Origin of the sequence: Duganella sp. FT27W (assembly GCF_009295655.1) — a bacterium.
Classification (GTDB): Bacteria; Pseudomonadota; Gammaproteobacteria; order Burkholderiales; family Burkholderiaceae_D; genus Rugamonas; species Rugamonas zoogloeoides.
In genome coordinates, this window is sequence record NZ_WHIV01000004.1 from 455221 (window position 1) to 479404 (window position 24184).

Annotated in this window: 19 protein-coding genes and 4 tRNA genes; 6 read left to right on the forward strand and 17 right to left on the reverse strand. The window is 63.7% G+C overall.

The features are described from left to right. Window positions 1–30: 30 nt before the first annotated feature. From rplJ to F8197_RS19165, 10 genes are all read right to left on the reverse strand, one after another. Window positions 31–567, reverse strand: a complete 537-nt coding sequence (gene rplJ, locus F8197_RS19120; protein WP_026637592.1) for a 50S ribosomal protein L10 — start codon at window positions 565–567, stop codon at window positions 31–33. Window positions 568–825: 258 nt separating this feature from the next. Continuing rightward, window positions 826–1521, reverse strand: coding sequence for a 50S ribosomal protein L1 (gene rplA, locus F8197_RS19125; protein ID WP_019923554.1), 696 nt, complete (start codon window positions 1519–1521; stop codon window positions 826–828). Between the two features lie 2 nt (window positions 1522–1523). After that, the gene (gene rplK, locus F8197_RS19130) at window positions 1524–1955 is read right to left on the reverse strand and encodes a 50S ribosomal protein L11 (RefSeq protein WP_019923555.1); all 432 of its coding nucleotides are present in this window, start codon (window positions 1953–1955) and stop codon (window positions 1524–1526) included. Window positions 1956–2079: 124 nt separating this feature from the next. Further along, the gene (nusG, locus tag F8197_RS19135; protein WP_056139862.1) at window positions 2080–2694 is read right to left on the reverse strand and encodes a transcription termination/antitermination protein NusG; all 615 of its coding nucleotides are present in this window, start codon (window positions 2692–2694) and stop codon (window positions 2080–2082) included. Next, on the reverse strand, window positions 2694–3077 hold the full coding sequence (gene secE, locus F8197_RS19140; RefSeq protein WP_152883196.1) for a preprotein translocase subunit SecE: 384 nt from the start codon (window positions 3075–3077) through the stop codon (window positions 2694–2696). Before secE ends, nusG begins: the two co-directional genes overlap by 1 nt. Before the next feature lie 36 nt (window positions 3078–3113). Next, window positions 3114–3189: transfer RNA gene (locus F8197_RS19145), tRNA-Trp, on the reverse strand. 72 nt (window positions 3190–3261) lie between these two features. Continuing rightward, complete coding sequence (tuf, locus tag F8197_RS19150; protein ID WP_019923500.1) at window positions 3262–4452, reverse strand: elongation factor Tu; 1191 nt, start codon at window positions 4450–4452, stop codon at window positions 3262–3264. Between the two features lie 117 nt (window positions 4453–4569). After that, window positions 4570–4644: transfer RNA gene (locus F8197_RS19155), tRNA-Thr, on the reverse strand. A 67-nt stretch (window positions 4645–4711) separates the two neighbouring features. Continuing rightward, a tRNA-Gly gene (locus F8197_RS19160) sits at window positions 4712–4785 on the reverse strand. A gap of 44 nt (window positions 4786–4829) precedes the next feature. Then, window positions 4830–4914: transfer RNA gene (locus F8197_RS19165), tRNA-Tyr, on the reverse strand. Window positions 4915–5144: 230 nt separating this feature from the next. On the opposite strand from F8197_RS19165, the gene F8197_RS19170 reads away from it, so the two are divergent. Next, a complete protein-coding gene (locus F8197_RS19170; RefSeq protein WP_152883197.1) occupies window positions 5145–8408 on the forward strand; it encodes an EAL domain-containing protein in 3264 nt (1087 codons plus the stop codon). Here F8197_RS19170 and F8197_RS19175 read toward each other — a convergent pair. From F8197_RS19175 to F8197_RS19185, 3 genes are all read right to left on the reverse strand, one after another. Next, window positions 8405–9985, reverse strand: coding sequence for a DUF3369 domain-containing protein (locus F8197_RS19175; RefSeq protein ID WP_152883198.1), 1581 nt, complete (start codon window positions 9983–9985; stop codon window positions 8405–8407). The genes F8197_RS19170 and F8197_RS19175 overlap by 4 nt on opposite strands. Window positions 9986–10140: 155 nt before the next feature. Continuing rightward, window positions 10141–11121: a J domain-containing protein gene (locus F8197_RS19180; RefSeq protein ID WP_152883199.1), complete on the reverse strand. Its 981-nt coding sequence runs from the start codon at window positions 11119–11121 to the stop codon at window positions 10141–10143. Window positions 11122–11296: 175 nt separating this feature from the next. Beyond that, window positions 11297–12448, reverse strand: coding sequence for a class I SAM-dependent methyltransferase (locus tag F8197_RS19185; RefSeq protein ID WP_152883200.1), 1152 nt, complete (start codon window positions 12446–12448; stop codon window positions 11297–11299). Between the two features lie 55 nt (window positions 12449–12503). Here F8197_RS19185 and F8197_RS19190 point away from each other — a divergent pair, with 55 nt between their 5' ends. Genes F8197_RS19190 through ttcA form a run of 3 tightly spaced genes read left to right on the forward strand, consistent with a single transcriptional unit; the run spans window position 12504 to window position 14690 of the window. Next, a complete protein-coding gene (locus F8197_RS19190) occupies window positions 12504–13316 on the forward strand; it encodes an SDR family oxidoreductase (RefSeq protein WP_152883201.1) in 813 nt (270 codons plus the stop codon). 40 nt (window positions 13317–13356) lie between these two features. Further along, a complete protein-coding gene (locus F8197_RS19195; RefSeq protein ID WP_152883202.1) occupies window positions 13357–13755 on the forward strand; it encodes a dihydroneopterin aldolase in 399 nt (132 codons plus the stop codon). Further along, window positions 13752–14690 (forward strand): tRNA 2-thiocytidine(32) synthetase TtcA, encoded by a 939-nt coding sequence (ttcA, locus tag F8197_RS19200; RefSeq protein ID WP_056146749.1) that lies wholly within the window; start codon window positions 13752–13754, stop codon window positions 14688–14690. The genes F8197_RS19195 and ttcA overlap by 4 nt, the downstream gene beginning before the upstream one ends. Here ttcA and F8197_RS19205 read toward each other — a convergent pair. The 3 genes from F8197_RS19205 to F8197_RS19215 all read right to left on the reverse strand — a co-directional run bounded on the left by F8197_RS19205 (window position 14687) and on the right by F8197_RS19215 (window position 19036). Further along, window positions 14687–16456, reverse strand: coding sequence for a M14 family zinc carboxypeptidase (locus F8197_RS19205; protein WP_152883203.1), 1770 nt, complete (start codon window positions 16454–16456; stop codon window positions 14687–14689). The two genes, ttcA and F8197_RS19205, sit on opposite strands and share 4 nt — an antisense overlap. A 76-nt stretch (window positions 16457–16532) precedes the next feature. Beyond that, window positions 16533–18053, reverse strand: coding sequence for a S41 family peptidase (locus F8197_RS19210; protein ID WP_227012323.1), 1521 nt, complete (start codon window positions 18051–18053; stop codon window positions 16533–16535). Window positions 18054–18124: 71 nt separating this feature from the next. After that, window positions 18125–19036, reverse strand: a complete 912-nt coding sequence (locus F8197_RS19215) for a LysR family transcriptional regulator (RefSeq protein ID WP_152883204.1) — start codon at window positions 19034–19036, stop codon at window positions 18125–18127. Window positions 19037–19139: 103 nt separating this feature from the next. Between F8197_RS19215 and F8197_RS19220 the strand changes: the two genes are divergently transcribed. Continuing rightward, the gene (locus F8197_RS19220; RefSeq protein WP_152883205.1) at window positions 19140–20375 is read left to right on the forward strand and encodes an MFS transporter; all 1236 of its coding nucleotides are present in this window, start codon (window positions 19140–19142) and stop codon (window positions 20373–20375) included. Between the two features lie 87 nt (window positions 20376–20462). Here F8197_RS19220 and F8197_RS19225 read toward each other — a convergent pair whose 3' ends face one another. Next, window positions 20463–23165 carry a TonB-dependent siderophore receptor gene (locus F8197_RS19225; RefSeq protein ID WP_193333478.1) on the reverse strand — a complete coding sequence of 901 codons (2703 nt, stop codon included), beginning with the start codon at window positions 23163–23165 and terminating at the stop codon, window positions 20463–20465. Between the two features lie 208 nt (window positions 23166–23373). On the opposite strand from F8197_RS19225, the gene F8197_RS19230 reads away from it, so the two are divergent. Next, window positions 23374–24180, forward strand: coding sequence for an AAC(3) family N-acetyltransferase (locus F8197_RS19230; RefSeq protein ID WP_193333479.1), 807 nt, complete (start codon window positions 23374–23376; stop codon window positions 24178–24180). Window positions 24181–24184: the final 4 nt, after the last annotated feature.

The following is a 24184-nucleotide window of genomic DNA, read 5'->3' on the forward strand; positions in this document are numbered from 1 at the left end:
CCGGCCGCGAGGCCGGGATGCATCAGCTGATTAAGCTTCTGCAGGAGCTTCTTCTGCTGCAACTTCAGCAGCAGGAGCACCTTCGGATTTTTTCGCTGCCAGAGCAGCCAGACCACGTGCGAAGCCCGATACCGGAGCCAGCATAACGCCCAACAGCTGCGAGATGAGGACTTCACGGCTAGGAATGCTCGCCAACGCGGCAACAGCAGCTTTATCCAGCTGCTTGCCTGCGTAGTTACCGGCAGTGATGACCAGTTTGTCGTTGGTTTTAGCGAAGTCAGCGATGACTTTAGCTGCTGCAACGGCGTCGTCCGAGATCGAATAGATCAGCGGACCGGTCATGCTGTCTGCCAGCGAGGCGAACTGCGTGCCTTCGACAGCGCGACGTGCGAGGGTGTTTTTCAACACTCGCAGGTACACGCCTTGAGCACGCGCCTTGGCACGGAGTTGCGTCAAGTGAGCAACCTGGATGCCACGATACTCGGCCACGACGATGGTTTGCGCAGTTGCTACTTTTGCGGAAACTTCGGCGACGACGGCCTTTTTGTCATTCAGATTGAGACCCACGGTCAATCTCCTTAAATGATAACCAGCCCAATTGCCGGTTATCGGTTCGAACAACGGCGTCCGAGGTTAGGAGTCCAATGGACTGCAAAACTTGGTCGGGAACACCATCTGCGTTGGGTGAAACAACTCAATTAACCGGGCGCCTGCCTGATGCACCTGGCCCAACGGTCTTTGATTGCGACTGCCGTTTGCACGGCAGCCATCCCAAAGAACTGCGCCGAGCTGTTCAGCTCAGCGACTAAATTTGATACGTGAAACTTAGGCAGCCAGGGTAGCCTGGTCAACACGGACGCCAGCGCCCATGGTCGACGACAGCGATACCTTGCGCAGGTAAACACCTTTGCTCGATGCTGGCTTGGCTTTGTTCAGCGCGTCGATCAGGGCAACCAGGTTGCTCTTCAGATCTGCGTCAGCGAACGATTTGCGGCCGATCGTAGCGTGGATGATACCGGCTTTGTCGGTACGGTACTGAACTTGACCGGCTTTCGCGTTTTTCACGGCGGTAGCGACGTCAGGGGTTACGGTGCCGACTTTCGGGTTAGGCATCAGCCCACGTGGGCCCAGGATCTGACCCAGGGTACCAACGATACGCATGGTGTCTGGCGAAGCGATGACGATATCGAAAGGCATGTCGCCGGCTTTGACGCGCTCGGCCAGGTCTTCCATACCAACAACGTCGGCGCCAGCTGCTTTAGCAGCTTCTGCTTTTTCGCCCGAAGCGAACACAGCAACGCGAACGGTTTTGCCGGTGCCAGCTGGCAGCACGACGGAACCGCGAACGACCTGGTCCGATTTCTTCGGATCCACACCCAGTTGTACCGACACGTCGATCGATTCATTGAACTTGGCGGTAGCCAGTTCTTTGATCAGCGCGACTGCGTTGTCGAAGGCGTAGGACTTGGTGCTATCAACTTTAGCCTTGATAGCTTTTGCGCGTTTGGACAGTTTTGCCATGATTACAGACCTTCCACCGTGATGCCCATCGAACGTGCGGAACCAGCGATGGTGCGTACAGCAGCATCCAGGTCGGCAGCGGTCAGATCAGGGGTTTTCAATTTAGCGATTTCTTCAGCTTGGGCACGGGTCAGCGTACCGACTTTGTCGGTATGTGGCTTCGGCGAACCTTTGGTGATGCCAGCGTGTTTCTTGATCAGGAACGTTGCTGGTGGGGTCTTCATCACGAAGGTGAAGGACTTGTCAGCAAAGGCGGTGATCACGACTGGAATCGGCATGCCTGGCTCCAGACCTTGGGTCTGTGCATTGAAGGCCTTGCAGAATTCCATGATGTTCAGACCGCGCTGACCCAGCGCTGGGCCGATCGGTGGGGATGGGTTTGCTTTACCAGCTGGTACTTGCAGCTTGATAAAACCAATGATTTTCTTTGCCATGATGGCTCCTGTCTTTGGAGTTGAGTAGTAGCGCCCCGCGATGCGATACATTGCATGCGGGGCTCCTCTTGTGCCAGATTTGTCAGGTTTTTACACCGTCGCCCGTTCTGGCGAACGGTGCTGCTTATACTTTTTCGACCTGGCCGAACTCGAGTTCGACTGGAGTGGCGCGACCGAAGATGGTGACCGAGACGCGCACTTTCGATTTCTCGTAGTTGACTTCCTCGACGTTGCCGTTGAAGTCGGTGAACGGGCCATCCTTGATGCGGACTTGCTCGCCCACTTCGTACAGCACTTTTGGCCGTGGCTTCTCGACACCTTCTTGCATCTGCTGCATGATCTTGTCGATCTCGCGGGCAGGAATCGGGGTCGGCTTGTTCGATTTGCCGCCGATGAAACCGGTGACCTTGCTGGTGTTTTTCACCAGGTGCCAGGTTTCGTCGGTCATTTCCATTTCCACCAGCACGTAGCCAGGGAAGAAACGACGCTCGGTGACGGACTTTTGACCGTTTTTCACTTCGACTACTTCTTCAGTTGGCACCAGGATCTGGCCGAACTGGTCTTGCATGCCGGCGCGCTCTACGCGCTCGGTCAGCGCGCGCTGCACGCTTTTTTCCATACCGGAATACGCATGAACAACGTACCAGCGCTTGTTGCTTACTGGGACGCTGATTGGCGCTGCGCCAGCTTCTTGTGCAGGCACTTCGCCTTGCACGTCTTCTTGCACATTTTCGCTCATTATTTTCGTATGCCCAGAATGAGATCGTATAACAGGAATTCCAGTGTCTTATCCGTGCCCCACAGGAACAGCGCCATCACAAACACAAAGGCAAACACGATACCAGTGATTTGCATCGCTTCGCGACGGGTAGGCCAGACGACCTTTTTCGTTTCGCGAACGGATTCTTGGGCGAAATTCAGGAAATCACGGCCAGTCGACGAAGTCCACAAGAGCAGAACGGCAAAAGCCAAACCAGCTACAAGTGCGCCCGCGCGCACCAGAGCTGGTTTGTCCAACAGGTAATAAAACCCGACCACACCTGCGATTGCGACGGCTATGGCCAGCGCAACCTTAATCTTGTCATTCGACGTGCTGACGGTCTGCACGGATTGATTAGACATTGTATTTTTACTTTCGGTGCCCTGCACCAGATTCGGTGGCAGGGGCGGAGGGCCTCGAACCCCCAACCTTCGGTTTTGGAGACCGACGCTCTGCCAATTGAGCTACGCCCCTTCCGAGTACTACTTACAAAGGATTTCGATTATACCACCAGGGACACCCCTGGTGGCCAATCCGCCATCCTAATTAGGCGATGATTTTTGCTACAACGCCTGCACCTACGGTACGGCCACCTTCGCGGATTGCGAAGCGCAGACCTTCTTCCATCGCGATCGGGTTGATCAGCTTGACGGTGATCGACACGTTGTCGCCTGGCATAACCATTTCTTTGTCCGCTGGCAGCTCGATCGAACCGGTCACGTCAGTCGTACGGAAGTAGAACTGTGGACGATAGTTGTTGAAGAACGGGGTGTGACGGCCGCCTTCATCTTTCGACAGAACGTAGATCTCGCCGGTGAAGTGGTTGTGCGGCTTGATCGACGCTGGCTTGGCCAGAACCTGACCACGTTGCACGTCTTCACGCTTGGTGCCGCGCAGCAGCAGACCAACGTTGTCGCCAGCTTGACCCTGGTCCAGCAGCTTGCGGAACATTTCCACGCCGGTGCAAGTGGTTTTGACGGTGTCGATAATGCCGACGATTTCGATCTCTTCGCCGACTTTGATCACGCCGCGTTCGATACGACCGGTCACAACGGTACCGCGACCCGAGATCGAGAACACGTCTTCCACTGGCATCAGGAAGGCGCCATCCACTGCGCGCTCTGGCGTAGGGATGTAGCTGTCCAGTGCATCGGCCAGACGCATGATGGCGTCAACGCCCATCTCGCCTTCTTTGCCTTCCAGCGCCATACGTGCCGAACCTTTGATGATTGGTACGTCGTCGCCTGGGAACTCGTATTTCGACAGCAACTCACGAACTTCCATTTCGACCAGTTCCAGCAGTTCTGCGTCGTCGACCAGGTCGCACTTGTTCAGGAACACGATGATGTATGGAACGCCAACTTGACGGGCCAGCAGGATGTGCTCGCGGGTCTGTGGCATTGGGCCGTCAGCTGCGGAGCAAACCAGGATCGCGCCGTCCATCTGCGCTGCACCGGTAATCATGTTTTTGATGTAGTCGGCGTGGCCTGGGCAGTCAACGTGGGCGTAGTGACGGCCGGCGGTTTCGTACTCGACGTGAGCGGTGTTGATGGTAATACCGCGTGCTTTTTCTTCTGGTGCAGCATCGATCTGGTCGTAGGCTTTAGCTTCGCCGCCGAATTTTTTCGACAGAACGGTAGCGATTGCAGCGGTCAGGGTGGTCTTGCCGTGGTCAACGTGACCAATGGTGCCGACGTTGACGTGCGGCTTGGTCCGCTCGAATTTCTCTTTTGCCATTTTAGACTCCTAACGATGTGGGGTGATTGCCCGGGCCTACGCCCGACTGCTGACTTAATACTATGCTTTTTGCTGATGGGGCCGCGCGTGGCAGCCAATACTGCGTACTGCGAATTCTGGTGCCCTTTACGTGGATTGAACACGTGGCCTCTCCCTTACCAAGGGAGTGCTCTACCACTGAGCTAAAAGGGCTGATTGGGTACTACTTATTTGTGTACTACGGTGATGCCCTGATTGCGCATCGGCATTGCAACAACACTGGAGCGGGTGAAGGGAATCGAACCCTCGTCGTAAGCTTGGAAGGCTTCTGCTCTACCATTGAGCTACACCCGCGAGGTATCGTTCATTTCACTACTATCAGTCTCACTGCAACAACTTGGTGGAGGGGGCTGGATTCGAACCAGCGTACTCATAGAGAACGGATTTACAGTCCGTCGCCTTTAACCACTCGGCCACCCCTCCGCGAGGAACCGCAGAGTATGAAGCAACTTCTTTGACCTGTCAACTGCGTCTGACATTATTTCGTGTCGTTGCAATTAACTGTCTGCTTCGGGGCGAGATTGTAACTGCACGAACTGCAAAAGTGCAAGTGTTGTTTTTAAGTTGAATTGAATGCTGAAATTTTAGGCGATGATTTCCTCCAAACAACCCTATACAATCTTTCGACCATCACCTGCCAGGAGCCCCCTCGTTTGGATCATCAGTCGGGAAACAACCCATGGCGCCTGCTGTGCGCCAACCTGGCCCTGCTGGCCGCCTATGTGATTGCCGGGCGCCTGGGCCTGCTGCTGGCGCTGCCGCCGGCCTACGCCTCCCCCATCTTTCTGCCGGCCGGCATCGCCCTGGCCGCCTGCGCCGTCGGCGGCGCCCGGCTGTTGCCGGCGGTGGCGCTCGGCGCCCTGGTCGTCAACTTGCTGGTGCTCCTGGTCAATCACATCCCCCTCACGCCGGCGCTGCTGGCGTGCGCCGTGGCCACCACCATCGGCGCCACCTTCCAGGCCTGGGCCGGCAGTACCGTGTTCCGCCGCTGTATCGATCCGGCCATCGGCTCCGGGCGCGATGTGGCGCGCTTCGTTCTGCTGGCCGTCGGCGTCACGTTCGTCAGCAGCACCGTGGCGCTGGCCGGCCACGTGCTGGCGGGCCAGCTGCAGGGCGACACCATCGTCGGCGACTGGCTGGCCTGGTGGATGGGCGACTCCATCGGCATCCTGCTGGCCGCGCCGCTGACCTGGATCGCCATCGGCCGTCCGCGCGCGCTGTGGTCGCGCCGGCGCCTGCTGGTCGGCCTGCCATTGCTGCTGTCCACCGCCGCCTTCATCGGCATCTACCTGCAAGCCGACCGCTGGGAGAACAACCAGCAGATGCAGACGTTCCGCCTCAAGGCGCAGCAGACCGGCGACCTGCTGCAAGCGCAGTTCAGCGAGCACGAACGCTTTGTTTTCGCCATGGCCAAGGCGCTCGACGATCCGCGCCGCACGCTGCACGCGGAAGAATTCAGCAACCTGGCGCACGGCTACCTGGACCAGCGCCCTGAACTGCTGTCAATGTCGTGGCTGGTGCCGGTGGCCGGCAGCGAACGCGCCGGTTTCGAGGCATGGGCGCGCCAGCATATCGACCCCGGCTTCGAAATCCGCGAACCGACGCTGACCGGTTATCCGCGCAAGGCCAGCTCGCGTGAAAAATATTTTGTGGCGACCTACATCGAGCCGGCCGATGCACGCGCCTACCTGGGCCTGGACTTCCTGTCCGAGGACCAGCGCCGCGCCACGCTGGAGCTGGCGATCCAGTCCGGCCAGCCCACGGCGGGCCCGCCTTTGCAGTTCGTACGCAACCTGCCCAGCGCCGGCCTGGTGCTGCTGCAAACCGTATATCCCGCCAGCGATCAGCGCAATGCCACCGGCGCCCTGCTGCTCACCATGCAGTTCGACACGCTGCTGGAACAGGCGCTCAAGCGCTCCGAGTTCGAGCACTTTCTGGTCCGCTTCATCGATGTGGGCGACACCAGTTCGAGCCGCATCCTGCGCGACACGCTGCCGGCAGGCGCCAGCACGAGCGGCAACGACTACCGCCGCCAGCTGAGCTTTGGCGGCCGCACCTACGAGCTGACCCTGGCGCCCACGCCGGCCTACCAGATGCTCCAGCGCGGCTGGCAAAGCTGGACCGTGCTGACCGGCGGCCTGCTGCTCACCGGCCTGTTGGGGGTGCTGATGCTGCTGATCAGCGGCGAACGCGCGCGCATCCAGGCGCAGGTGACCGACAGCACCGCGCGCCTGCGCGAACGCGAGGCGCGGCTGCAGGCGATTTTGAACAAGGCCGCCGACGCCATCCTCACGGTCGATGGCGACGGCTGGCTCAAGTCGGCCAATGCCGCCGCCGGCCGCCTGTTCGGCTACTCGCCCGAGCAGATGATGCGCCTGCGCCTGGAGCGCCTGGTGCCGGTCGGCGTGGGCGAGGCCGAGGGGCTCGATGCGGCGGGCCTGCTGCGCATGATCGCCTGCGGCGTCACCCACGAATACGAGCTGACGGGCTGGCGCAGCGACGGCAGCGAATTCCCGCTGGCCATTTCGGTGAGCGAGGTGGAGCTGCCCGACGAGCACCTGTTCGTGGCCATCCTGCACGATCTGACGGCCCAGCACCAGGCGCAGGAGCGCATCCACCGCCTGGCCCACAGCGACGCCCTCACGGGCCTCGACAACCGCCTGTCGCTCAACCTGCGGCTCGACCAGTTGCTGTCGCAAACGCGGCGCGGGCAAGGCACTGCTGCCGTGCTGTTCCTCGACCTCGACCACTTCAAGAAAATCAACGACACCCATGGTCACGCGGTGGGCGACCAGTTGCTGGTGGCGGCGGCCAACCGGCTGCGCGAACTGCTGCGCGAGGTGGACATCATCGCCCGCCTGGGCGGCGACGAATTCATCATCGTCACGTCCGGCGCGGTGAGCCCGGACGACGCTTCCAACATCGCCGTGCGGCTGGTGGAGTCGCTGAGCGCCCCCTACACCTTGCAGGGCAAGACCATCCACAGCGGCACCAGCGTGGGCGTGGCGATGTTCCCGTCCGACGGCATCGACGCCGGCACCCTGATGCGCCATGCCGACACCGCGATGTACGCGGCCAAGAACCAGGGACGCGGCAATTTCCAGTTCTTCTCGGCCGAAATGAACGCTGCCACCCACGAGCGGCTGCTGCTCGAAGGCCGGCTGTGGCAGGCGCTCGAACAGCACGAGTTCGAGCTGTATCTGCAACCGCAAGTGGACCTGGCCACCGCGCGCATCATCGGCGCCGAAGCGCTGCTGCGCTGGCACCATCCCGAGCTGGGCATGGTGGGGCCCGACCGCTTCATTCCGATCGCCGAGGAATCGGGATTGATCCTGCCGCTGGGCGAGTGGGTGCTGCACGAGGCCACGGCACGGCTGGCGGCATGGCGCGGCGGCGATCTGGCGCATTTGCGCCTGGCCGTCAACCTGTCGGCGCGCCAGTGCCACGGCCCCGGCCTGCTGCCCCTGCTCGACCGCCTGCTGGGCAGCCAGGGTATCGACCCGGCGCTGCTGGAACTGGAGATCACCGAATCGGCGGCGATGCAGGATCCGGAACGCAGCCGCGTGCTGCTCGAACAACTGCGCGCGCGCGGCATCAAGGTGGCAATCGACGACTTCGGCACCGGTTATTCGTCGCTCAGCTACCTGAAGCTGTTCGAGATCGACCGCATCAAGATCGACCGCGGCTTCGTGAAGGATATCGAAACAGATCCCGACGATGCGGTGATCGTGGCGGCCACCATCGCGCTGGCCCATTCGCTGGGCCTGGCCGTGGTAGCCGAGGGCGTGGAAACCGAAGCCCAGCGCGACTTCCTGCGCTCCAAGCAGTGCGAAGAGGCGCAGGGCTACCTGTTTGCGCGACCGATGCCGGCTTGCGAGTTCGAGGCGATGGTGCGCGCCGGCGCCAGTTCCGTCTAAGCCGGCGTGTGCCCGATCGACGGATCGCGCTCGATCAGGTCGGACAACGCCGCCACCACTTCAGGATCGAACTGCGTACCCGCCCGTTCGCGGATGTACGCCACCACCTCGCTGTGCGGCCACGGCTCCTTGTACGGGCGCTCGTGCAGCAGCGAGTCGAAGACATCGACCACCGCCACGATCCTGGCCGCGATCGGGATGGCGCGGCCCTTGAGGCCATGCGGGTAGCCGTTGCCGTCGAAGTGCTCGTGGTGGCCGCCGGCGATCTGGGCGCCGTAGGTAAGGTAGCTCACGCCATCGACCATGTTGGCCGCGCGTTCGAGGATGGCCTGCCCCACGCCTGCGTGTTCGCGCATGCGCACCCGTTCCTCGGGCGTGTGCGGGCCGGGCTTGAGCAGGATGGCGTCGGGCGTGGCCACCTTGCCCACGTCGTGCAGGATGCTGGCCAGGCCGATCATCTCCAGCAGCTGTGGGGTGATTTCATCGGCGTACGCGCCGCGCTCGGCCACACGTTCGGCCAGCGCCGTGGACAGATGCTGCACCCGCCGCACATGGCCGCCCGTGGTGTCGTCGCGGAACTCGGCCAGGTCGGCCAGCGCCACCACGGTGGCTTCCTGCGCCTTGCGCAGCTGGCCGAACATGTACAGATTGTCGAAGGCGGCCGCAATGCGCTGGCAGAACACCTCCAGCAGGTCGCGCTGGATCTGCGCCAGCGGCCAGGGCGGCGTGACGGAAATGGCGACTTCACGGTTTTCCAGCGTGTGGATGAACAGCACGTTGGCCGGGTGGTCGAACTGGCTTTTCTTTTCGGCGAAGGCCTTGGCGATGGTGGGCCATAGCGGGTGGTCGGCCGGCATGGCCTCGGCGTCGGCCAGCGTCGCATAGCCGCCGGTGGCGGCCACCACGCTGGTGGCGCCGGTGCCGCCCTGCATCAGGCACAGCACGCCGTCGGCGCCCACGTCGAGGATGGCGCTGACCTGGTTCAGTACCCCGGAGGCGAATTCGCGCAGCGAGTGGATCTGGTACAGGTTGGTGGCGCCGGAGAGGATTTTGCCCAGCCCGGCGCGGCTGCGTTCAAGCATATTGAGACTCTCGTACGCGCGCAGCGACGAGATCACCGTGGTGAACAGCTTTTGCGTGGTCAGCTCGGTCTTGGCCTTGTAATCGTTGATGTCGTATTCGATGATCACGCGCTGCTCGGGCGCCTGGCCCGGCTGGCCCGTGCGCAGCACCACGCGCACGATCTGGTTGTCGAGCTCTTCGCGGATGCGGCGCGCCAGGATCAGGCCCGCATCGTCGGTTTCCATCACCACGTCGAGCAGCACCAGCGCGATGTCGGGCGTATCGCGCAGGATGGCGAAGCCTTCGCGGCCGCTGTAGGCCGAAAACAGTTCCAGCTCGCGCCCCTTGAAGCTCACATTGCGCAGCGCCAGCCGCGTGACCGCATGCACATCGACATCGTCATCGACAATCAGCACGCGCCATTGGCGCTGTTCCGGGCCGCCGCAGGCTGGCGGGGGAAGCTCCTCGTCTTCCTCGATCAGCCAGTCTTCCTCGGTGGCGTGGGAATCGGTCATGCGGACTATCTCCTGTTGAGTCTCGTGCGGCTGATATTGCCCTAGCATAATCAGATTCCCACACGGTGACAAGCCCAATGGAAGTCGGCCCACCAGCGCGCAACAACCCGCCGGGCGGCGCTGCCGGCACGGTTGAAACTTGCCTTATGAAAGTATCAGAGCAGCGAGGACGGGCGCGGGTTGGCGTCGGCCGCGCGGCTTGGCGCGGGCACCGTGGACGCCGGGCAGGACGCGCTGCTGTCGAGGTTCTGGTAACGGATTTCGTACTTGCCATTGGCCAACTGATCGACCATGTACTTGTCGTGCGCCTGCACGTACGCGTAGCGCACATTGGCGCGGCGATCGACGTCATAGACCTTGATGAACACGGCCGAGGCATTGTTGGCGTTGTCGAGCATCAGCTGCATGTCGTCGCCCCGGTTGCCGACCGAAAAGCCGTCGAGATAGCCGGACTGGCGCGGCCACGGTTCGCCGTTGGGGGCGAGCAGCGGCAGCGCGTGGTTGCCGGTGTCGTTGTTGTCGCAGTCGCCGCTGGGCAGCACCACCTGCGACATAGCCACGACCTTGATGCCGGCCGGGCGGTCGGACAGGCCGGCGCGGTCGGCGGCGGCCAGGGCGTCGTGCGGTTCGGGCAGCGGATCTGGCGCGGCGGCGCGTGCCTGGGAAATGCCGGGCGGCGTGCGGCCGCCCCAGGCCTTGTCGAGCCAGTGCGGCTCGGCCGTGACGGCGCCGCCCACCCAGCCCACCACCAGGCAGCCGAACAGCGCGGCGCCCCACTTCCAGCGTCCCAGCGCTTTACGCTTGCGGGGCGTACGGTCCACCGTCTCTGGCTGCCAGTGCTCGGCATCGGGGCGCCCCTTGTCGCCGCGATGGTCTTCGTGGCGCGTGCTTTCGACCCAGTCGACTTCCCATTCCTCGGCCGCGATCCACTCGTCGTGCTCCTTGCGGCGCTGGGGGTCGGACAAGGTGGTATACGCGCCATTGACGATGGCCATGATGCGCGCGGCTTTTTCATCGCCCGGGTTCTTGTCCGGATGATATTTCTGGCTGAGTGCCTTGTAGGCCGCACGGATGACCTCCTGCGGCGCCATGCGCGACACTTTCAGGTTGTCATAGTGAGTATGTACTTTGCCCATCTGTGCAATGCTGGCCGAGGCGGTGGAAGGAGGTTGACGTCAATGATGCAGCCAAATCGACGCTGAATCATTCATGATAGCCGATCTTGCGCCGCGCGCAGCAGCAATCCGGCACGCAGAGTCGATGCACGCCATTGCTTTATCAATCATCGTGCCTTTTTAGCTACAGATTCGCTCATAGCCGGTGGCTGCGGTCCTGCGCCAGGATCGTTTCCGGCAGCGCTACATTCTTGCCGATCGCCAAAACTTTGAACAATTCCCCCATCTCGGCCGGCGACACCAGCTTGTGCACGGCTTTTGACTGCGGGATGTAGGCAATCACGTTGTCCGGGTCGGTACGCAGCAGCAACTCGCCGATGCCGGCGCCCAGCAGGAAGCCGGCCTGGTTGAAGTAGCCGAGGATGTCGATGCCGGCGTCCTGCGCGGCCAGCGCCATGGCCGTGAAATCGACGTGGGCGGTGATGTCCTGCAGACCAGGGTGGAAGAACGGTTCGGCGTGGGCATGGTGGCGGTAGTGGCACATCAGGGTGCCGGTGGCGCGCAGGTCGAGGTAAAACTCGTGCGCCGGGAAACCGTAGTCGAACAGGAAGGCGGCGTTGGCGCGGCCGGCCAGCAGCATGCGGCTCACACTGGCCATGAAGCCGCAGGCCACGCCGTGCACCTCGGTCACATAACCGACCGGGAGCGCGTCGTGGTGGGCGATCTGGCGCTGCACCTGCGCCAGCAGGTCGGCGCCGATCGGCGCTTCCAGGTAGTCGAAGCGGCCGTTGGCCACCGTCACTTGCAGTTCGCGCCAGCCGTCCGGATGTCTGGTGACCAGGTGCACCGGCATGGCATCGAGCACCTCGTTGCCGAACACCACGCCGTCAAACGACTCGGGCATGGCATCGAGCCATTGCACTTGCGGGAAATCGCGCAGCGTGTGCTGCTGGCGCGCGCGCAGTTCGCCCGACAGTTCGACGATGCTGTAGCGTTCGACGCGGATGCCGGCAGCGGCCAGTTCGGTCAGGATATCGAAGGCCAGCTTGCCGGTGCCGGCGCCGAATTCGAGGATGTACGGCGCGCTTTGGGCGATAATAGCGGCTGCCACCCGCGCCAGGGTCGCGCCGAACAGCGGCGTGAGTTCGGGCGCAGTGGTGAAATCGCCATCTTTTCCCAGCTTGGCGGAGCCGCCGCTGTAGTAGCCCAGACCGGGCGCGTACAGGGCCAGCTCCATGTAGCGGGCAAAGGAAATGGCGCCTGCGTTGCGTTCGATGTCGGCGGCGATCAGGTGCTGCAGGGCGTGGGACGCGGCCAGCGCGTCGCTAGAAGGTTCGGGTAGGGACATCCCGATATTGTAGCGAATCGGCACGCCCTGCCTCTTTTTAAACGATCAGACCATCATGACAACCTTGGAATCGCCTATTGCTCCCGCAGCTCCCGTAGCTCTTGCAGCGCCCGTCGCGCTCGTGACCGGCGCCGCCCGCCGCCTGGGCCGCGCCATTGCGCTCGGCCTGGCGCGCGCCGGCTGGGACGTGGCCGTGCACTACCGCGACTCCGCGACCGAAGCGCAGCAGGTGGCGGCCGACATCGCGGCGCTGGGCCGGCGCGCGGTTACGCTGCGCTGCGACCTGGCCATCGAGGCCGACGTGCGCACGCTGCTGGCGCAGGCGATTGCCGCCCTGGGCCCGGTGCGCTGCGTGGTCAACAACGCCTCGCTGTTCGACTACGACAGCGCGACTGACTTCACGGTGGCCCGGCTCGACGCCCACATGCACGCCAACGTCGCCGCACCGATCCTGCTGGCGCAGGCGCTGCACGCGGCCACGCCGGCGACTGCGCCGGCCGGCCAGGCCGTGGTGATCAACCTGCTGGACCAGAAACTGTACAATCTCAACCCCGACTTTTTGTCGTACACCCTGTCCAAGGCTGCGCTGCACACGGCCACCACCATGCTGGCGCAGCAACTGGCGCCCACGGTGCGGGTGGTGGGCGTGGCGCCCGGCATCACCATGGTGTCCGGCGACCAGACCGCAGACGGCTTTGCCAACGCCCACCGGCAAACGCCGCTCGGGCGTTCGAGCACGCCCGACGATATCGCCGACAGCGTGGTCTATGCGGCATCGGCGCGCGCGCTCACCGGCACCACGCTGGTTGTCGATGGCGGCCAGCACCTGGTGCCGCTGCCGCGCGACGTGATGTTCGTGGCCAAATAATGTTAGTAGCACCCCATTCAACCGAAAGAAGGTAACGCCCATGTTGTCCTCCCTGATGCACCCCAGTCTGACCGACTGCCGTCGCCTGTTCCTGCGCAATTACGAAGTGATGATCAACATCGGCGTGTACGAGTTCGAGAAAAAGGGCGAGCAGCGCCTCCTGATCAACGTCGACCTGTACATCCCGCTGGCGGAATCGACCCCGATCAACGACCAGCTCGAGGAAGTGGTGGACTACGATTTCATCCGCGACACCATCGCCAAGCTGATGGCGCGCGGCCACGTGCAGCTGCAGGAAAGCCTGTGCGACGACATCGTGCGCGCCATGCTGGCCCACCCGCGCGTGCGCGCGGCCAATGTGTCCACCATGAAGCCGGACGTCTATCCGGACTGCGAAGGCGTGGGCGTGGAAGTCTTCAAGACCAAGGAGTCGGTATGAATGCCGCAGTGATGGAAACCGTGGAAACCCTGAACGCGCCGCTGGGCAAATCGGCCGAGAAGATCGCCCACGAAAACAACAAGCTGCACAAGCGCCTGTGCCGGCTGGTGGGCCAGGCCATCGGCGACTTCAACATGATCGAAGAAGGCGACAAGGTGATGGTATGCCTGTCCGGCGGCAAGGACAGCTACGCCCTGCTCGACATCCTGATGACGCTGCGCGAGCGCGCGCCGATCAACTTCGAGATCGTGGCCGTCAACCTGGACCAGAAGCAGCCCAACTTCCCCGACCACATCCTGCCGGCGTACCTGGAAAAGCTGGGCATCCCGTACCACATCGAAAACCAGGACACCTACAGCATCGTCAAGCGCCTGATCCCCGAAGGTAAAACCACGTGCTCGCTGTGCTCGCGCCTGCGCCGGGGCATCCTGTACCGCGTGGCCGACGAACTGGGCGCCACCAAGATCGCGCTGGGCCACCACCGCGACGACATCCTCGAGACCTTCTTCCTGAATATGTTCTTCGGCGGGAAACTGAAAGGCATGCCGGCCAAGCTGATGTCCGACGACGGCAAGCACATGGTGATCCGCCCGCTGGCGTACGTGAAGGAAGAAGACACCGAACGCTATGCCGAAGTCAAAGGCTTCCCGATCATCCCGTGCGACCTGTGCGGCTCGCAGGAAAACCTGCAGCGCAAGCAGATCAAGGCCATGATGCGCGACTGGGAAAAGAAATTCCCGGGCCGCGTGGAGAGCATCTTCTCGTCGCTCTCCACGGTGGTGCCGTCGCACCTGATGGACCGCGACCTGTTCGGCTTTGCCGACCTGAAGGCGGACGGCCAGGCCAATCCGCTCGGCGATATCGCGTTCGACGAAGAGCCGTGTTCGACGCCCACCACGGGGCTGGGCGTCATTTCGCTGCAGCGGGAAGACTAGTACTTCATCGCCGTGCGCATCACCGGGTAGAGGTTGTAGCGCTCATCCCACGACGAATGGCGGCGCGCGAAGAATTCCAGCCGTGCCTGCGGACTCTTGTTGAAGTCCGCATCGGTGTCGAGCTTCTTGCGGAATTCTTCGCGCAGCGCGGGGCTGGTTTCCAGCTGTTCGCGCGCCACGTCCTCCGCCACGTAGTCCTCCATGTACTCCTTGCGCTCGAACCAGTTGTTGAACGCGCCCCAGGCCAGCAGCGAGTCCGGGCCACGCGGCTCGAGCATGGTCATCACCAGGCGCGCCTTCGGCTGCGCGATCGGCACGAACAGCGCGCCCTTGGACAAGGCGCGGCGCTCGCGCGCCCACTCGCCTTCCACCGCCAGCGCCTGGTGGCCTTCGAACGACTTGGCGCCGAACGTGGTCTTGGTGGCGCGGAAGGTTTCCACCTCGGCCGACATCTCGTCGGCGCCCAGCAGCTTGTAGGTGATGCCGTGCTGTTTGAGCTTGGCGGCCACGCGCGCCGCTTCGGCCAGCGGCACCAGGTAGCCGCCCTGCGGCGCCGCCACTTTCAGCTCCGGCACGATTTCATCGCGCAGCGGCACGGTCCACACCTGCGGTTTGGTTTCATCGTACTGCGTCATCAGGGCGCCGGAGATCTCCGAGTGGCCACGCGTGTAGGCGTAGCCGGGGAAATCGATGGTCTTGGCGTTGAAGGTGGTGCGGTACGTGAGCGTAAAGTCGGCGCCGCCCATGGCGGCGGCGCGGGCGTCAGCTTCCTGCGCGGTCTTGGCCCATTCCTTGCCATGCTGTCCCACCTGCGACAGCAGCGAGACGATGGTGTTGCGGGTGATGCGCACGCGGGTCGGGTAGTCCTTCCACGAGTGGGTTTCCACCAGTACGCCGAAACGGTTGCGCATGACGAAGTAGCCGTGCGAGAAGCGCGGCGTGGGCATGCTGTCCACGAAGCCCGACATCGGGTCGTCTTCCTTGGCAAACGAGATGTAATACGGTTTGGGATCGGAACCCTGGGCCTTCAGATCGGCCAGCACCCCTTGTTGCAGCGCGCTGCCGGCCTCGCGCAGCGGCGCGTCGCCGCCGTGCACCGGCTCCACCTGGATCGAGATATCGGGCTGGAACTTGGCGCCGTCGGTCACGTGCAGATCGACGTACGCCAGCGGATCCCAGGCGTTGACCAGCGCCAGCATGGCCTGCATCTCGGTGGTGTCAGCTTTGACGTAATCGCGATTGAGGTTGTAGTTCTGCGCCGTGGTGCGCCAGCCCATCTCCACCGGGCCGCGCTGGTTGGGGCGGTTGTAGCGGCCGAAGCGCTCGTGGCCATCGACGTTGAACACGGGGACGAACAGCAGCACCTGTTTTTCCAGCGCACCGGGGGCGGCGCGGTTTTCCAGCACCTCGCGCAGGGCCAGGAAGCCGGCGTCCTTGCCGTCGATTTCACCGGCGTGGATGCCGCCCTGGATCAGCAGCACCGGCACGCCTTTTTTCTTCGCCTGGTCGGCGGTCAGGGCGCCGGTGCGGGTGACGGCCAGCGCCAGCATCGGCCGGTTTTCCGGCGTGCGGCCGAACTCGAAGCAACGCACCTGCTTCGGGTACGCTTTTTGAAAGCGCGTGCACAGGTCCACCACCTCCGCATAACGGCCGGTGTTCTGGAAGCCCGAGCGTTCGGAGACGGTGGTCAGTGGCGATGCGGCAGGCGCTGCGCTGGCACTGGCGGCCAGCGTGGCAAGGGCGAGCGATACGGCGAAACGGATCATGAAGAAGTTTCCAGGTGGGCCGACGCCGGGACGGCGTCGCAACCTGGAAAATTATAATCCGCTTCGGCGCTTGAAACTACCTGAGGATGGCGGCTTCCTTGGCCAGCGGGCGCACCAGTTTCAGCGGCGTGGCGGCGCCGGCGGCAAAGCGCGAGGCCGTGGCAGGACAGATGCCGTTGGCGCGGTAGCTGAGCGCCGCCGACAGCATGCCTTCGCTGGTATCGCCCACCGGGCGGGTCAGGTCGTCGCTGACGCGGCAGGTCGGCTGGAAGCCGTTGGCGTAGTCACCGAAGCCCTTGTTGTTCACACCCTGGAACTGCACCGCGAAATACGTGGTGCCGCAGTTGTCCTCGGGGTAGAAACCATAGGGCTTGCCGCAGGTTTCGCCGCCGACCAGGTTCACCTCCACATCGACGCCGCGCAAGCCGTTGATCACCGACTCGCTGGCCGAGCAGGTGCCGGGCGTGGTCAGCATCGTTACCCGGCGCAGGCCGAGGTAAGGCAGCGCGGTGCCGGCCGCAGTCGGCGCCGGCGAGCTGATACCCGCCGCGCTGGCGAGGAAGTTCATCGGCGCGATCGGTGTAGTCTTGTCGTTGAACTGCAGGCGCGAGAACACTTTGCCGGTAGTCGGGGTGGGACCGGCGATCATGTAGGCCAGTTCGTTGGCAATGGCCAGGTAGCCGCCGCCGTTGTAACGCATGTCGAGCACCACGTCGGTGACGTTGGCCGCTTTCAGGGTGTTGATGGCGGCGATCAGCTGGGTTTCGGCGACCGCATTATGGTCGTTGAACAGCAGGTAGCCGACCTTGCCGGTCGGGGTGTCGATGACCTTGACGTTGGCGACCGGCTGCAGCGACAGCCGGGCGGCGGCCAGCTGCACATTGACGGTGACGCCGTTGCGGTCCAGCGCAAAGCGGTGCAGGCTGCCCGCCGACTGCGGGAACAGCGCGGCATTGATCACGTTGATGCCGGACTGCGTGGTGTCGGAAATCGATACGCCATCGACCAGTTGCAGGGTATCGCCGCGCTGCACGCCGGCGAGGGCGGCCGGTGAACCCGGCTCCACCAGGGTGACCCGCCACAGGCGCGGCAACACGTTGGCCGCGCTGGAAGCCCAGGTCACGCCGTAACCCAGTTCGATGCCGCTGGTGGACGACGCTTCCCACTCGTCGGTGGCATAGGTGAAGTGGAACTGGTCCTTGGCACGGCCCGAGGACGTGACCGCCGTCGTCTTGAGGTCGGCGAAGTAATCGATCGGGTTGCTGTAGTTTTCCTGGCGCAGGGTGGTTGGCACTTCGCGGTACCACAGGTAGGTCTCGTCGATGAACGAACGCACCCATTTGAGCTCGTCGCTCAGGCTGCCCTGGCGGTCGGGGAAACGCACGCCGGCGGCCGAGGTGCCGCTGCGCGGACGCTGGCACGAGGCGGCCAGCTTGACATAGTCGCTGCGCGTGTCTGTTGAGCCCGTGGCTCCGCTGCCGGAATTTGTACCGTTGCCGGCGGTCGTGCCGGAGGAGCCACCACCACCGCCGCAGCCGGACAACATGGCTGCGGCAGCGAGCGCGGCCATGAATGCAGGAGATAATTTAATGTTCATGTGCAACATTATAGCTGGCGACATACGAGAAAAGTGCAAATTAAGCTACTTATTTTCGCAATCGACGGGCTCTATGCCTGCAAGTCGGGGTCGCTGCGCAACAGCTCCGCCAGCCATGCCGCGAACACGCCCAGGCGCGGCGACGCCATGCGGCCTTGCGGGTACAGCAGCGAGATCGGCATCGGCGCCGGTGGCGTGGCCGCCAGCACCTCCACCAGCGCGCCGCTGGCCAGGTGGTCGCGCACCTGGTAGCGTGCGGCCTGGATCAGGCCCATGCCCTGCAACGCGCAGCTGATATAGGCATCCGGTTCGTTGACCGCGATCGCCCCGCGTATGGGGATGATCACGGCGCGGCCATCGACCATGAAGTCCCAGTCGAACACACGCCCCGTGCGGCCGGAAAAATGCAGCACGCCGCGATGGCCGGGCAAATCGTCGAGCGTGTGCGGCGCCCCGTGCTGCGCCAGGTACCACGGCGAGGCGCAGGTGAGAAAGCCCATATTGCCCAGGCGCCGCCCCACCAGCGACGAGTCCTGCAATTCGCCCACGCGCAGCGCGCAGTCGAGGCCCTCCTGCGTCAGGTCCACCACGCGCTCGGTCATGCTGACCATCAGTTCGATCTCGGGATAGGCGCGGGTGAAGTCGGCAATGCGCGGAATGACCAGGTGGCGGCCCACCGCGCCGGGCAGGTCCACCCGCAATTTGCCGCGCGGGCGCTGCAAATTCTGTCCCCGAAAAGTACTTTCGGCGTCTTCCACCGCCTCCAATATGTCCAGGCACTTCTTGAAGTAGTCGGCGCCGTCGGGCGTGAGCGACAACCGGCGCGTGGTCCGGTGCAGCAGCCGGGTGCCGAGGAACGCTTCGAGCTTGTTGATGGTGGCGGTGAGCGCGGCGCGCGGCAGGTCGAGCGTTTCGGCAGCCTTGGTATAGCTGTTGGCTTCGACGATGCGCACAAAGGTCTGCATGGCCTTCAATCTGTCCATGATTGTTCACATTAAATGAATGGTATGTGACCATTATGCCCTGATTATCTTAGTCCGCAATCGGCCTACACTGGGTTCATCGTTATCTCCACCGGAGTTCATCATGAATCACACAGAAGACAAAGACATCAAGGAACAAGATATTAGCCCGGGCATGGTCATGCTGCTGGCCGTCGCCACCGGCCTGATCGTCGCCAACCTGTACTACGCCCAGACCCTGGTCGGTCCGATCAGCGCTGCCACCGGGCTGTCGGCCGAAGCGGCCGGCCTGATCGTCACGCTCACCCAGATCGGCTACACCATCGGCCTGCTGTTCATCGTGCCGCTGGGCGACCTGCTGGAAAACCGCCGCCTGATCTTTACCGGCCTGCTGTTTACCTCGGCGATGCTGGTCATCGCCGCGTTTTCCACCAGCGCCTGGCTGTTCCTGGTGGCCGCACTCGGCATCGGCCTCGGTTCGGTGGCGGCGCAGATCATCGTGCCGTTTGCCGCCCACCTCTCGAAAGAGGCCACGCGCGGCCACACGGTCGGTAAGGTGGTCAGCGGCCTGCTGCTGGGGATCATGCTGGCGCGCCCGGTCGCCAGCCTGGTGGCCGACGCCACCAACTGGCACGTGGTGTTCGGCGGCGCCGCACTGATCGTGCTGGTCGTGGCGTTGATCCTGCGCGCCAGGCTGCCCGAACGCGTACCGGTATCGAGCATCACCTACCCTGCCCTGCTGGCATCGCTGTGGCATCTGTTTGCGACCACGCCGGTGCTGCGCCGCCGCGCCGCCTACCACGCCGGCCTGTTCGGTTCGTTCAGCCTGTTCTGGACCGTGACGCCGTTAATGCTCGCTGACCCGCAGTTCCACCTGTCGCAAACCGGCATCGCCATCTTTGCCCTGGTGGGCATGGCTGGCGCCGTAGCATCGCCGATCGCCGGCCGCCTGGCCGATGCGGGCCACACCTTGACAGCCACGGCGGCGGCCCTGGCGCTGGGCGTGATCGCGTTCGCCCTGCCGATGCTGGCGCCCGAATCGGCGGCCATGCGCAACGTCTCGCTGGGAATATTGGTGGTGGCGTCCATCGTGCTGGACATGGGCGTGGCGGCCAACCTGGTGCTGGGCCAGCGCGCGATCTTCTCGCTGGGCGCCCATGTGCGCAGCCGTTTGAATGGCGTGTACTTCGCGCTGTTCTTCGCCGGTGGCGCGCTCGGTTCCGCCCTGGGCGGCTGGATGTACGCCGCACATGGCTGGCATGCGGCGCTGCTGACCGGGATGGCGTTCCCCGGCCTGGCATTGATGTACTGGATGACCGAGTATGCCGCCCACACCTCGGCACAGCGCAAACCGGTATAACATAGCCTTCATGGCGGCGTTGCAGCGCCTCACCGTACTATCGTACTGTCTTCGTCGCTGCGCCTTGCTCTGAAGGCTATGTCAATTTTAGAAGTGGTAGTTCACTTCCACCCAGCCCTGTCGTCCGACCGGACTGTAGTTCCCTACCGGGTAGTACGGCCAGCCACCGCTCACATCGCTCTTGACCTTGTTGAACAGGTTGTTGACCGAGACCGACACCGTGGCGCGCTCGTTGAGGCGGTACACCACGCTGGCGTTGACCAGGGTGGTCGGCGTCAGGTAGGCGTCACCGGCGCCGTTGGGCACCTTGCCATAGCGTTGCAGGAACACTGTGTTGGACCAGGCCCCCTGGTTCCAGGTCAGGCTGGCATTGAGCTTGTCGCGCCAGTCATAGTTGCCCAGGTCCGCCAGATCGTCGTTGAGCGGATCGCCGGCGAACTGGCGCGAATGCTTGTTGAGCGTTTTCGAGTAATTGAACTTGGTGGTGAACACGCCGTAGCCGGTGGTGCGCAGCGCATAGCGGCCGCTCACATCGATGCCATCGACGCTGGTGGAGGCGGCGTTGATCGGGTTGACCAGGATTTCGCGGATTTCGCCGGGGCGGTTAATCGCCGTGAGCGGATAGCGTGAAATGCGGCCGATGGTGTCGGCGCAGGTGGGCGACGTCAGGTCGCCGGCGATGCGGCACTGGGCTTCGTCGCGCAGCAGCTGGTCGGCACTGAGGTTGGTCACCAGGTCGTCGATCTTGATGTTCCAGTAGTCGAGCGTGACGTCGAAGTCGGCGCTGGGCGACCAGACGATGCCGAGGCCACTCGAGCGGCCCTTTTCGGAACGCAGGTCGCGGCTGCCGGTCTGCACGTAGTTCGACCCCGGCGAGACGTTGGCGAAATCGCAGTCGGCCACCTGCTGGCCGGCCTGCGCGCAGCGGTAGTAATCGGTGGTTTGCGAGTAGTAGCCGGTGCCGCGCGCCTTGTAGATGTAGTTCATGTCCGGCGCGCGGAAGCTGGTGCCGTAGGTGCCGCGCACCAGCAACTGCTTGAGCGGACGCCATTCGATGCCGCCGTTGTAGGTGGCCTTGCCATCGTGGCGATCGGCAAAGCTGTAGCGGTCGTAGCGGCCGGCCAGCGTGGCCGACAGCGTGGACAGGATCGGCACATTCGCTTCCAGGCCCAGCGCGTAGCGCTCGCGGGTGCCCGCCGTGACGTCGGACGTGCCGGCCAGATTGAAATAGCCTTCGTTGATGCGCCCGTCCGGGCGGTTGGAAAAGCCCTGCTTGCCCACTTCGGCCACCGTGGCCAGCCGCAGCGGACCGGCCGGCAGCGCGAACGCTTCGCCATTGGCCGTCAGGCTCAGGGTATTGGTCCAGGACTTATCGTCGCTCACGGTGCGGCCGGTGATGCTGTCGAATTCCGCCGGCGTCAGGCGCTGCGCCAGGCGCGCCGGATCGGGCGCATAAATCGCCACGCCGTTGGCGTCCACGCCCTGCTGCGGGCCGAGGAAGAAGCTGTCGATATTGGCCAGCGCGCGCGGGGTGGTGCCCTGGCTCTTGTACAGCGAGGCGGTGTAGCCGGCCTCGTACTGCCAGCCGGTGCCGGGAATATCGCCCCTGGCGCCCAGCGACAACGAGCTGGCCTGGTCGTCCCAGCGCCGGTTATAGCGTTCCACGCCGCCCATTTCCTCGGGCGAGATATAGCGGCTCCAGGCCTCGTAGGCACTGGTGTTGCGGTTCCAGAAGTAGGCGTCGCTCACCGAGCGCGACGTCCACGACGGGCCGCGCGTGTTGTTGGTGGTGCGGTTCTGGCCGAACAGCGCTTCCGCATACAGCGTGGTGGTCGGCGACAGCGCGTAGTTGGCGCCGCCGAACACGTTCTGGCTGCTGTTCCTGGTCTGGGTGGTCCAGTAGGTGGGGCCCACCTTGGGGCTGGCGCAGTAGCTGCCGTTACGCGCCGTGTACTTGACGGTGCTGCCGCCGAACAGGTCGCCCAGTGCGGCGCAGGTATCGCCCGGATCGATGTAGCGGTTGGCGGTGACGTCGCGCCGTCCCAGCAGCGACGTGGGCGCCACGCCGGTACGCGTGGCCATGAAATCGCGGTCGGCGCTGGACAGCGGGTCGCGCTCAAGCAGCTCCACGCTGAACAGGGTATTGAGCTTGCCGAAGCTCTGGCCGCCGGAAAACTGCAAGCGCTGGTTGGCTGCGCCGCCGCGCGACGTGCCGCCGGCCTTGAGGTTGATGTCGTAGCCGCTGTACTGCTTTTTCAGGATGATGTTGACCACGCCGGCAATCGCGTCCGAGCCATAAATGGCGGACGCACCGCCGCTGAGAATCTCGATGCGCTCCACCACGCTCGACGGAATATTGGCCAGGTTGGTGAAGTTGACCGTGCCTTCGTAGGCGATCGGGAAGTCCGCCATGCGGCGGCCGTTGAGCAGCACCAGCGTGTGATTCGGCCCGAGGCCGCGCAGACTGATGGCGTTGGCCGACGGCGTAAACGTGTTGCCGTAATCGGCGCCCTGGGTAAAGCCGCTGTTCTGCGACTGGTTCGACAGCGCATCGAACACATTGGTAAAACCTTGCTTGGTCAGATCGGCAGCGGTGATGATGGTGACGGGGGATGGTCCTTCCAGGCTGGCGCGCGGGATGCGCGAGCCGGTGATGACGACCTCGGTGGCCGCAGGGGTGGCGGCGGGAGCGGCAACTCCCGTTTGTGCCAGGGTAACTGGGCTCGCCACGCTGCACAGCAGCGCGATAGCGCCCGCCGCCAGCGGTTTCAATTCGAATTGTGTTGTCATTGAAATGGTTCTATAAAGTAAAGGCTGCCACCTTAGCAACGATCACTTCAGTCGTGAACGAACGTTTTCGCGCATGCTTATGCATTATTTTGGTGCACTCGTTTGCGCTACCTCCTGCCCTGCCCTGGCGGCGCTGCTAACTTGGATCCTCGTCCGTCCACTTTCTCTGTCCATCATGGCAACCTCGCTGCGCAACGATTTACTACAAATGGGCATCGCTCCCGGCGACGTGGTGCTGGCGCGCGCTGCATACCGCGCCGTCGGCCGGGCGGGTGCAGGCGGCGGCGATTTTCTGGCCGAGCTGCTCGACCTGCTGGGCGACCAGGGCACGGTGGCCTGCCTGGCGTTCACCCGGGGCGGCTGGTGGTGGCAGGCCAGGCGCCTGGCGCCGTTCACGCCCGCCACACCCTCGTATGCGGGCGCCCTGCCCAACGCCATGCTGGCCCACCCCGATGCCTGCCGCAGCACCCATCCGCAATGCTCGATCGTCGCCATCGGCCGCCATGCGCGGGCGCTCACCGAAGGGCACGGCCCCGCCGATGGCGCCTACGAACCGATGCGCAAGCTGATCGCGCTCGACGCGAAAATGCTGGTGGCCGGCTGCGTGGCCGTCAACCCGGGCTTTACCACCACCCACCTGGCGGAAGTGGACCTGGGGCTGCACCAGCGCCGCATCTTCCCCTGGCTGTCGGTGAGCCGCTACCGCGACGACCAGGGCCAGGTGCGCGTATTCCACCGGCGCGATCCCGGCTGCTGCTCCAACTCGTACTGGAAGTTTTATGGCGCCTATGTGCGGCACGGCATCCTCAACACCGGCCGCGTCGGCAACGCCTATGCCATCTGCGCGCCGGCCGCGCAGTGCTACGCCATCGAGCATGAGATCCTGGCGCGCGACCGCCGCTTCAACCTGTGCGATTCGCCCGACTGCCTGACCTGCAATGCACTGCGCTGGGACCGGGTTCATCGCTGGCCCCTGTGGCTGTGGCGGCGGGTGCGCCGCCAGTCATTCACCTGATGCA

What these genes read in the sequence shown, in the direction of transcription:
- rplA (WP_019923554.1), bottom strand. Translation starts at nt 1,521, where the DNA reads ATGGCAAAACTGTCCAAACGCGCAAAAGCTATCAAGGCTAAAGTTGAT.
- rplK (WP_019923555.1), bottom strand. Translation starts at nt 1,955, where the DNA reads ATGGCAAAGAAAATCATTGGTTTTATCAAGCTGCAAGTACCAGCTGGT.
- nusG (WP_056139862.1), bottom strand. Translation starts at nt 2,694, where the DNA reads ATGAGCGAAAATGTGCAAGAAGACGTGCAAGGCGAAGTGCCTGCACAA.
- secE (WP_152883196.1), bottom strand. Translation starts at nt 3,077, where the DNA reads ATGTCTAATCAATCCGTGCAGACCGTCAGCACGTCGAATGACAAGATT.
- tuf (WP_019923500.1), bottom strand. Translation starts at nt 4,452, where the DNA reads ATGGCAAAAGAGAAATTCGAGCGGACCAAGCCGCACGTCAACGTCGGC.
- F8197_RS19175 (WP_152883198.1), bottom strand. Translation starts at nt 9,985, where the DNA reads ATGACCGATTCCCACGCCACCGAGGAAGACTGGCTGATCGAGGAAGAC.
- F8197_RS19180 (WP_152883199.1), bottom strand. Translation starts at nt 11,121, where the DNA reads ATGGGCAAAGTACATACTCACTATGACAACCTGAAAGTGTCGCGCATG.
- F8197_RS19185 (WP_152883200.1), bottom strand. Translation starts at nt 12,448, where the DNA reads ATGTCCCTACCCGAACCTTCTAGCGACGCGCTGGCCGCGTCCCACGCC.
- F8197_RS19190 (WP_152883201.1), top strand. Translation starts at nt 12,504, where the DNA reads ATGACAACCTTGGAATCGCCTATTGCTCCCGCAGCTCCCGTAGCTCTT.
- F8197_RS19195 (WP_152883202.1), top strand. Translation starts at nt 13,357, where the DNA reads ATGTTGTCCTCCCTGATGCACCCCAGTCTGACCGACTGCCGTCGCCTG.
- ttcA (WP_056146749.1), top strand. Translation starts at nt 13,752, where the DNA reads ATGAATGCCGCAGTGATGGAAACCGTGGAAACCCTGAACGCGCCGCTG.
- F8197_RS19205 (WP_152883203.1), bottom strand. Translation starts at nt 16,456, where the DNA reads ATGATCCGTTTCGCCGTATCGCTCGCCCTTGCCACGCTGGCCGCCAGT.
- F8197_RS19210 (WP_227012323.1), bottom strand. Translation starts at nt 18,053, where the DNA reads ATGAACATTAAATTATCTCCTGCATTCATGGCCGCGCTCGCTGCCGCA.
- F8197_RS19215 (WP_152883204.1), bottom strand. Translation starts at nt 19,036, where the DNA reads ATGGACAGATTGAAGGCCATGCAGACCTTTGTGCGCATCGTCGAAGCC.
- F8197_RS19220 (WP_152883205.1), top strand. Translation starts at nt 19,140, where the DNA reads ATGAATCACACAGAAGACAAAGACATCAAGGAACAAGATATTAGCCCG.
- F8197_RS19225 (WP_193333478.1), bottom strand. Translation starts at nt 23,165, where the DNA reads ATGACAACACAATTCGAATTGAAACCGCTGGCGGCGGGCGCTATCGCG.
- F8197_RS19230 (WP_193333479.1), top strand. Translation starts at nt 23,374, where the DNA reads ATGGGCATCGCTCCCGGCGACGTGGTGCTGGCGCGCGCTGCATACCGC.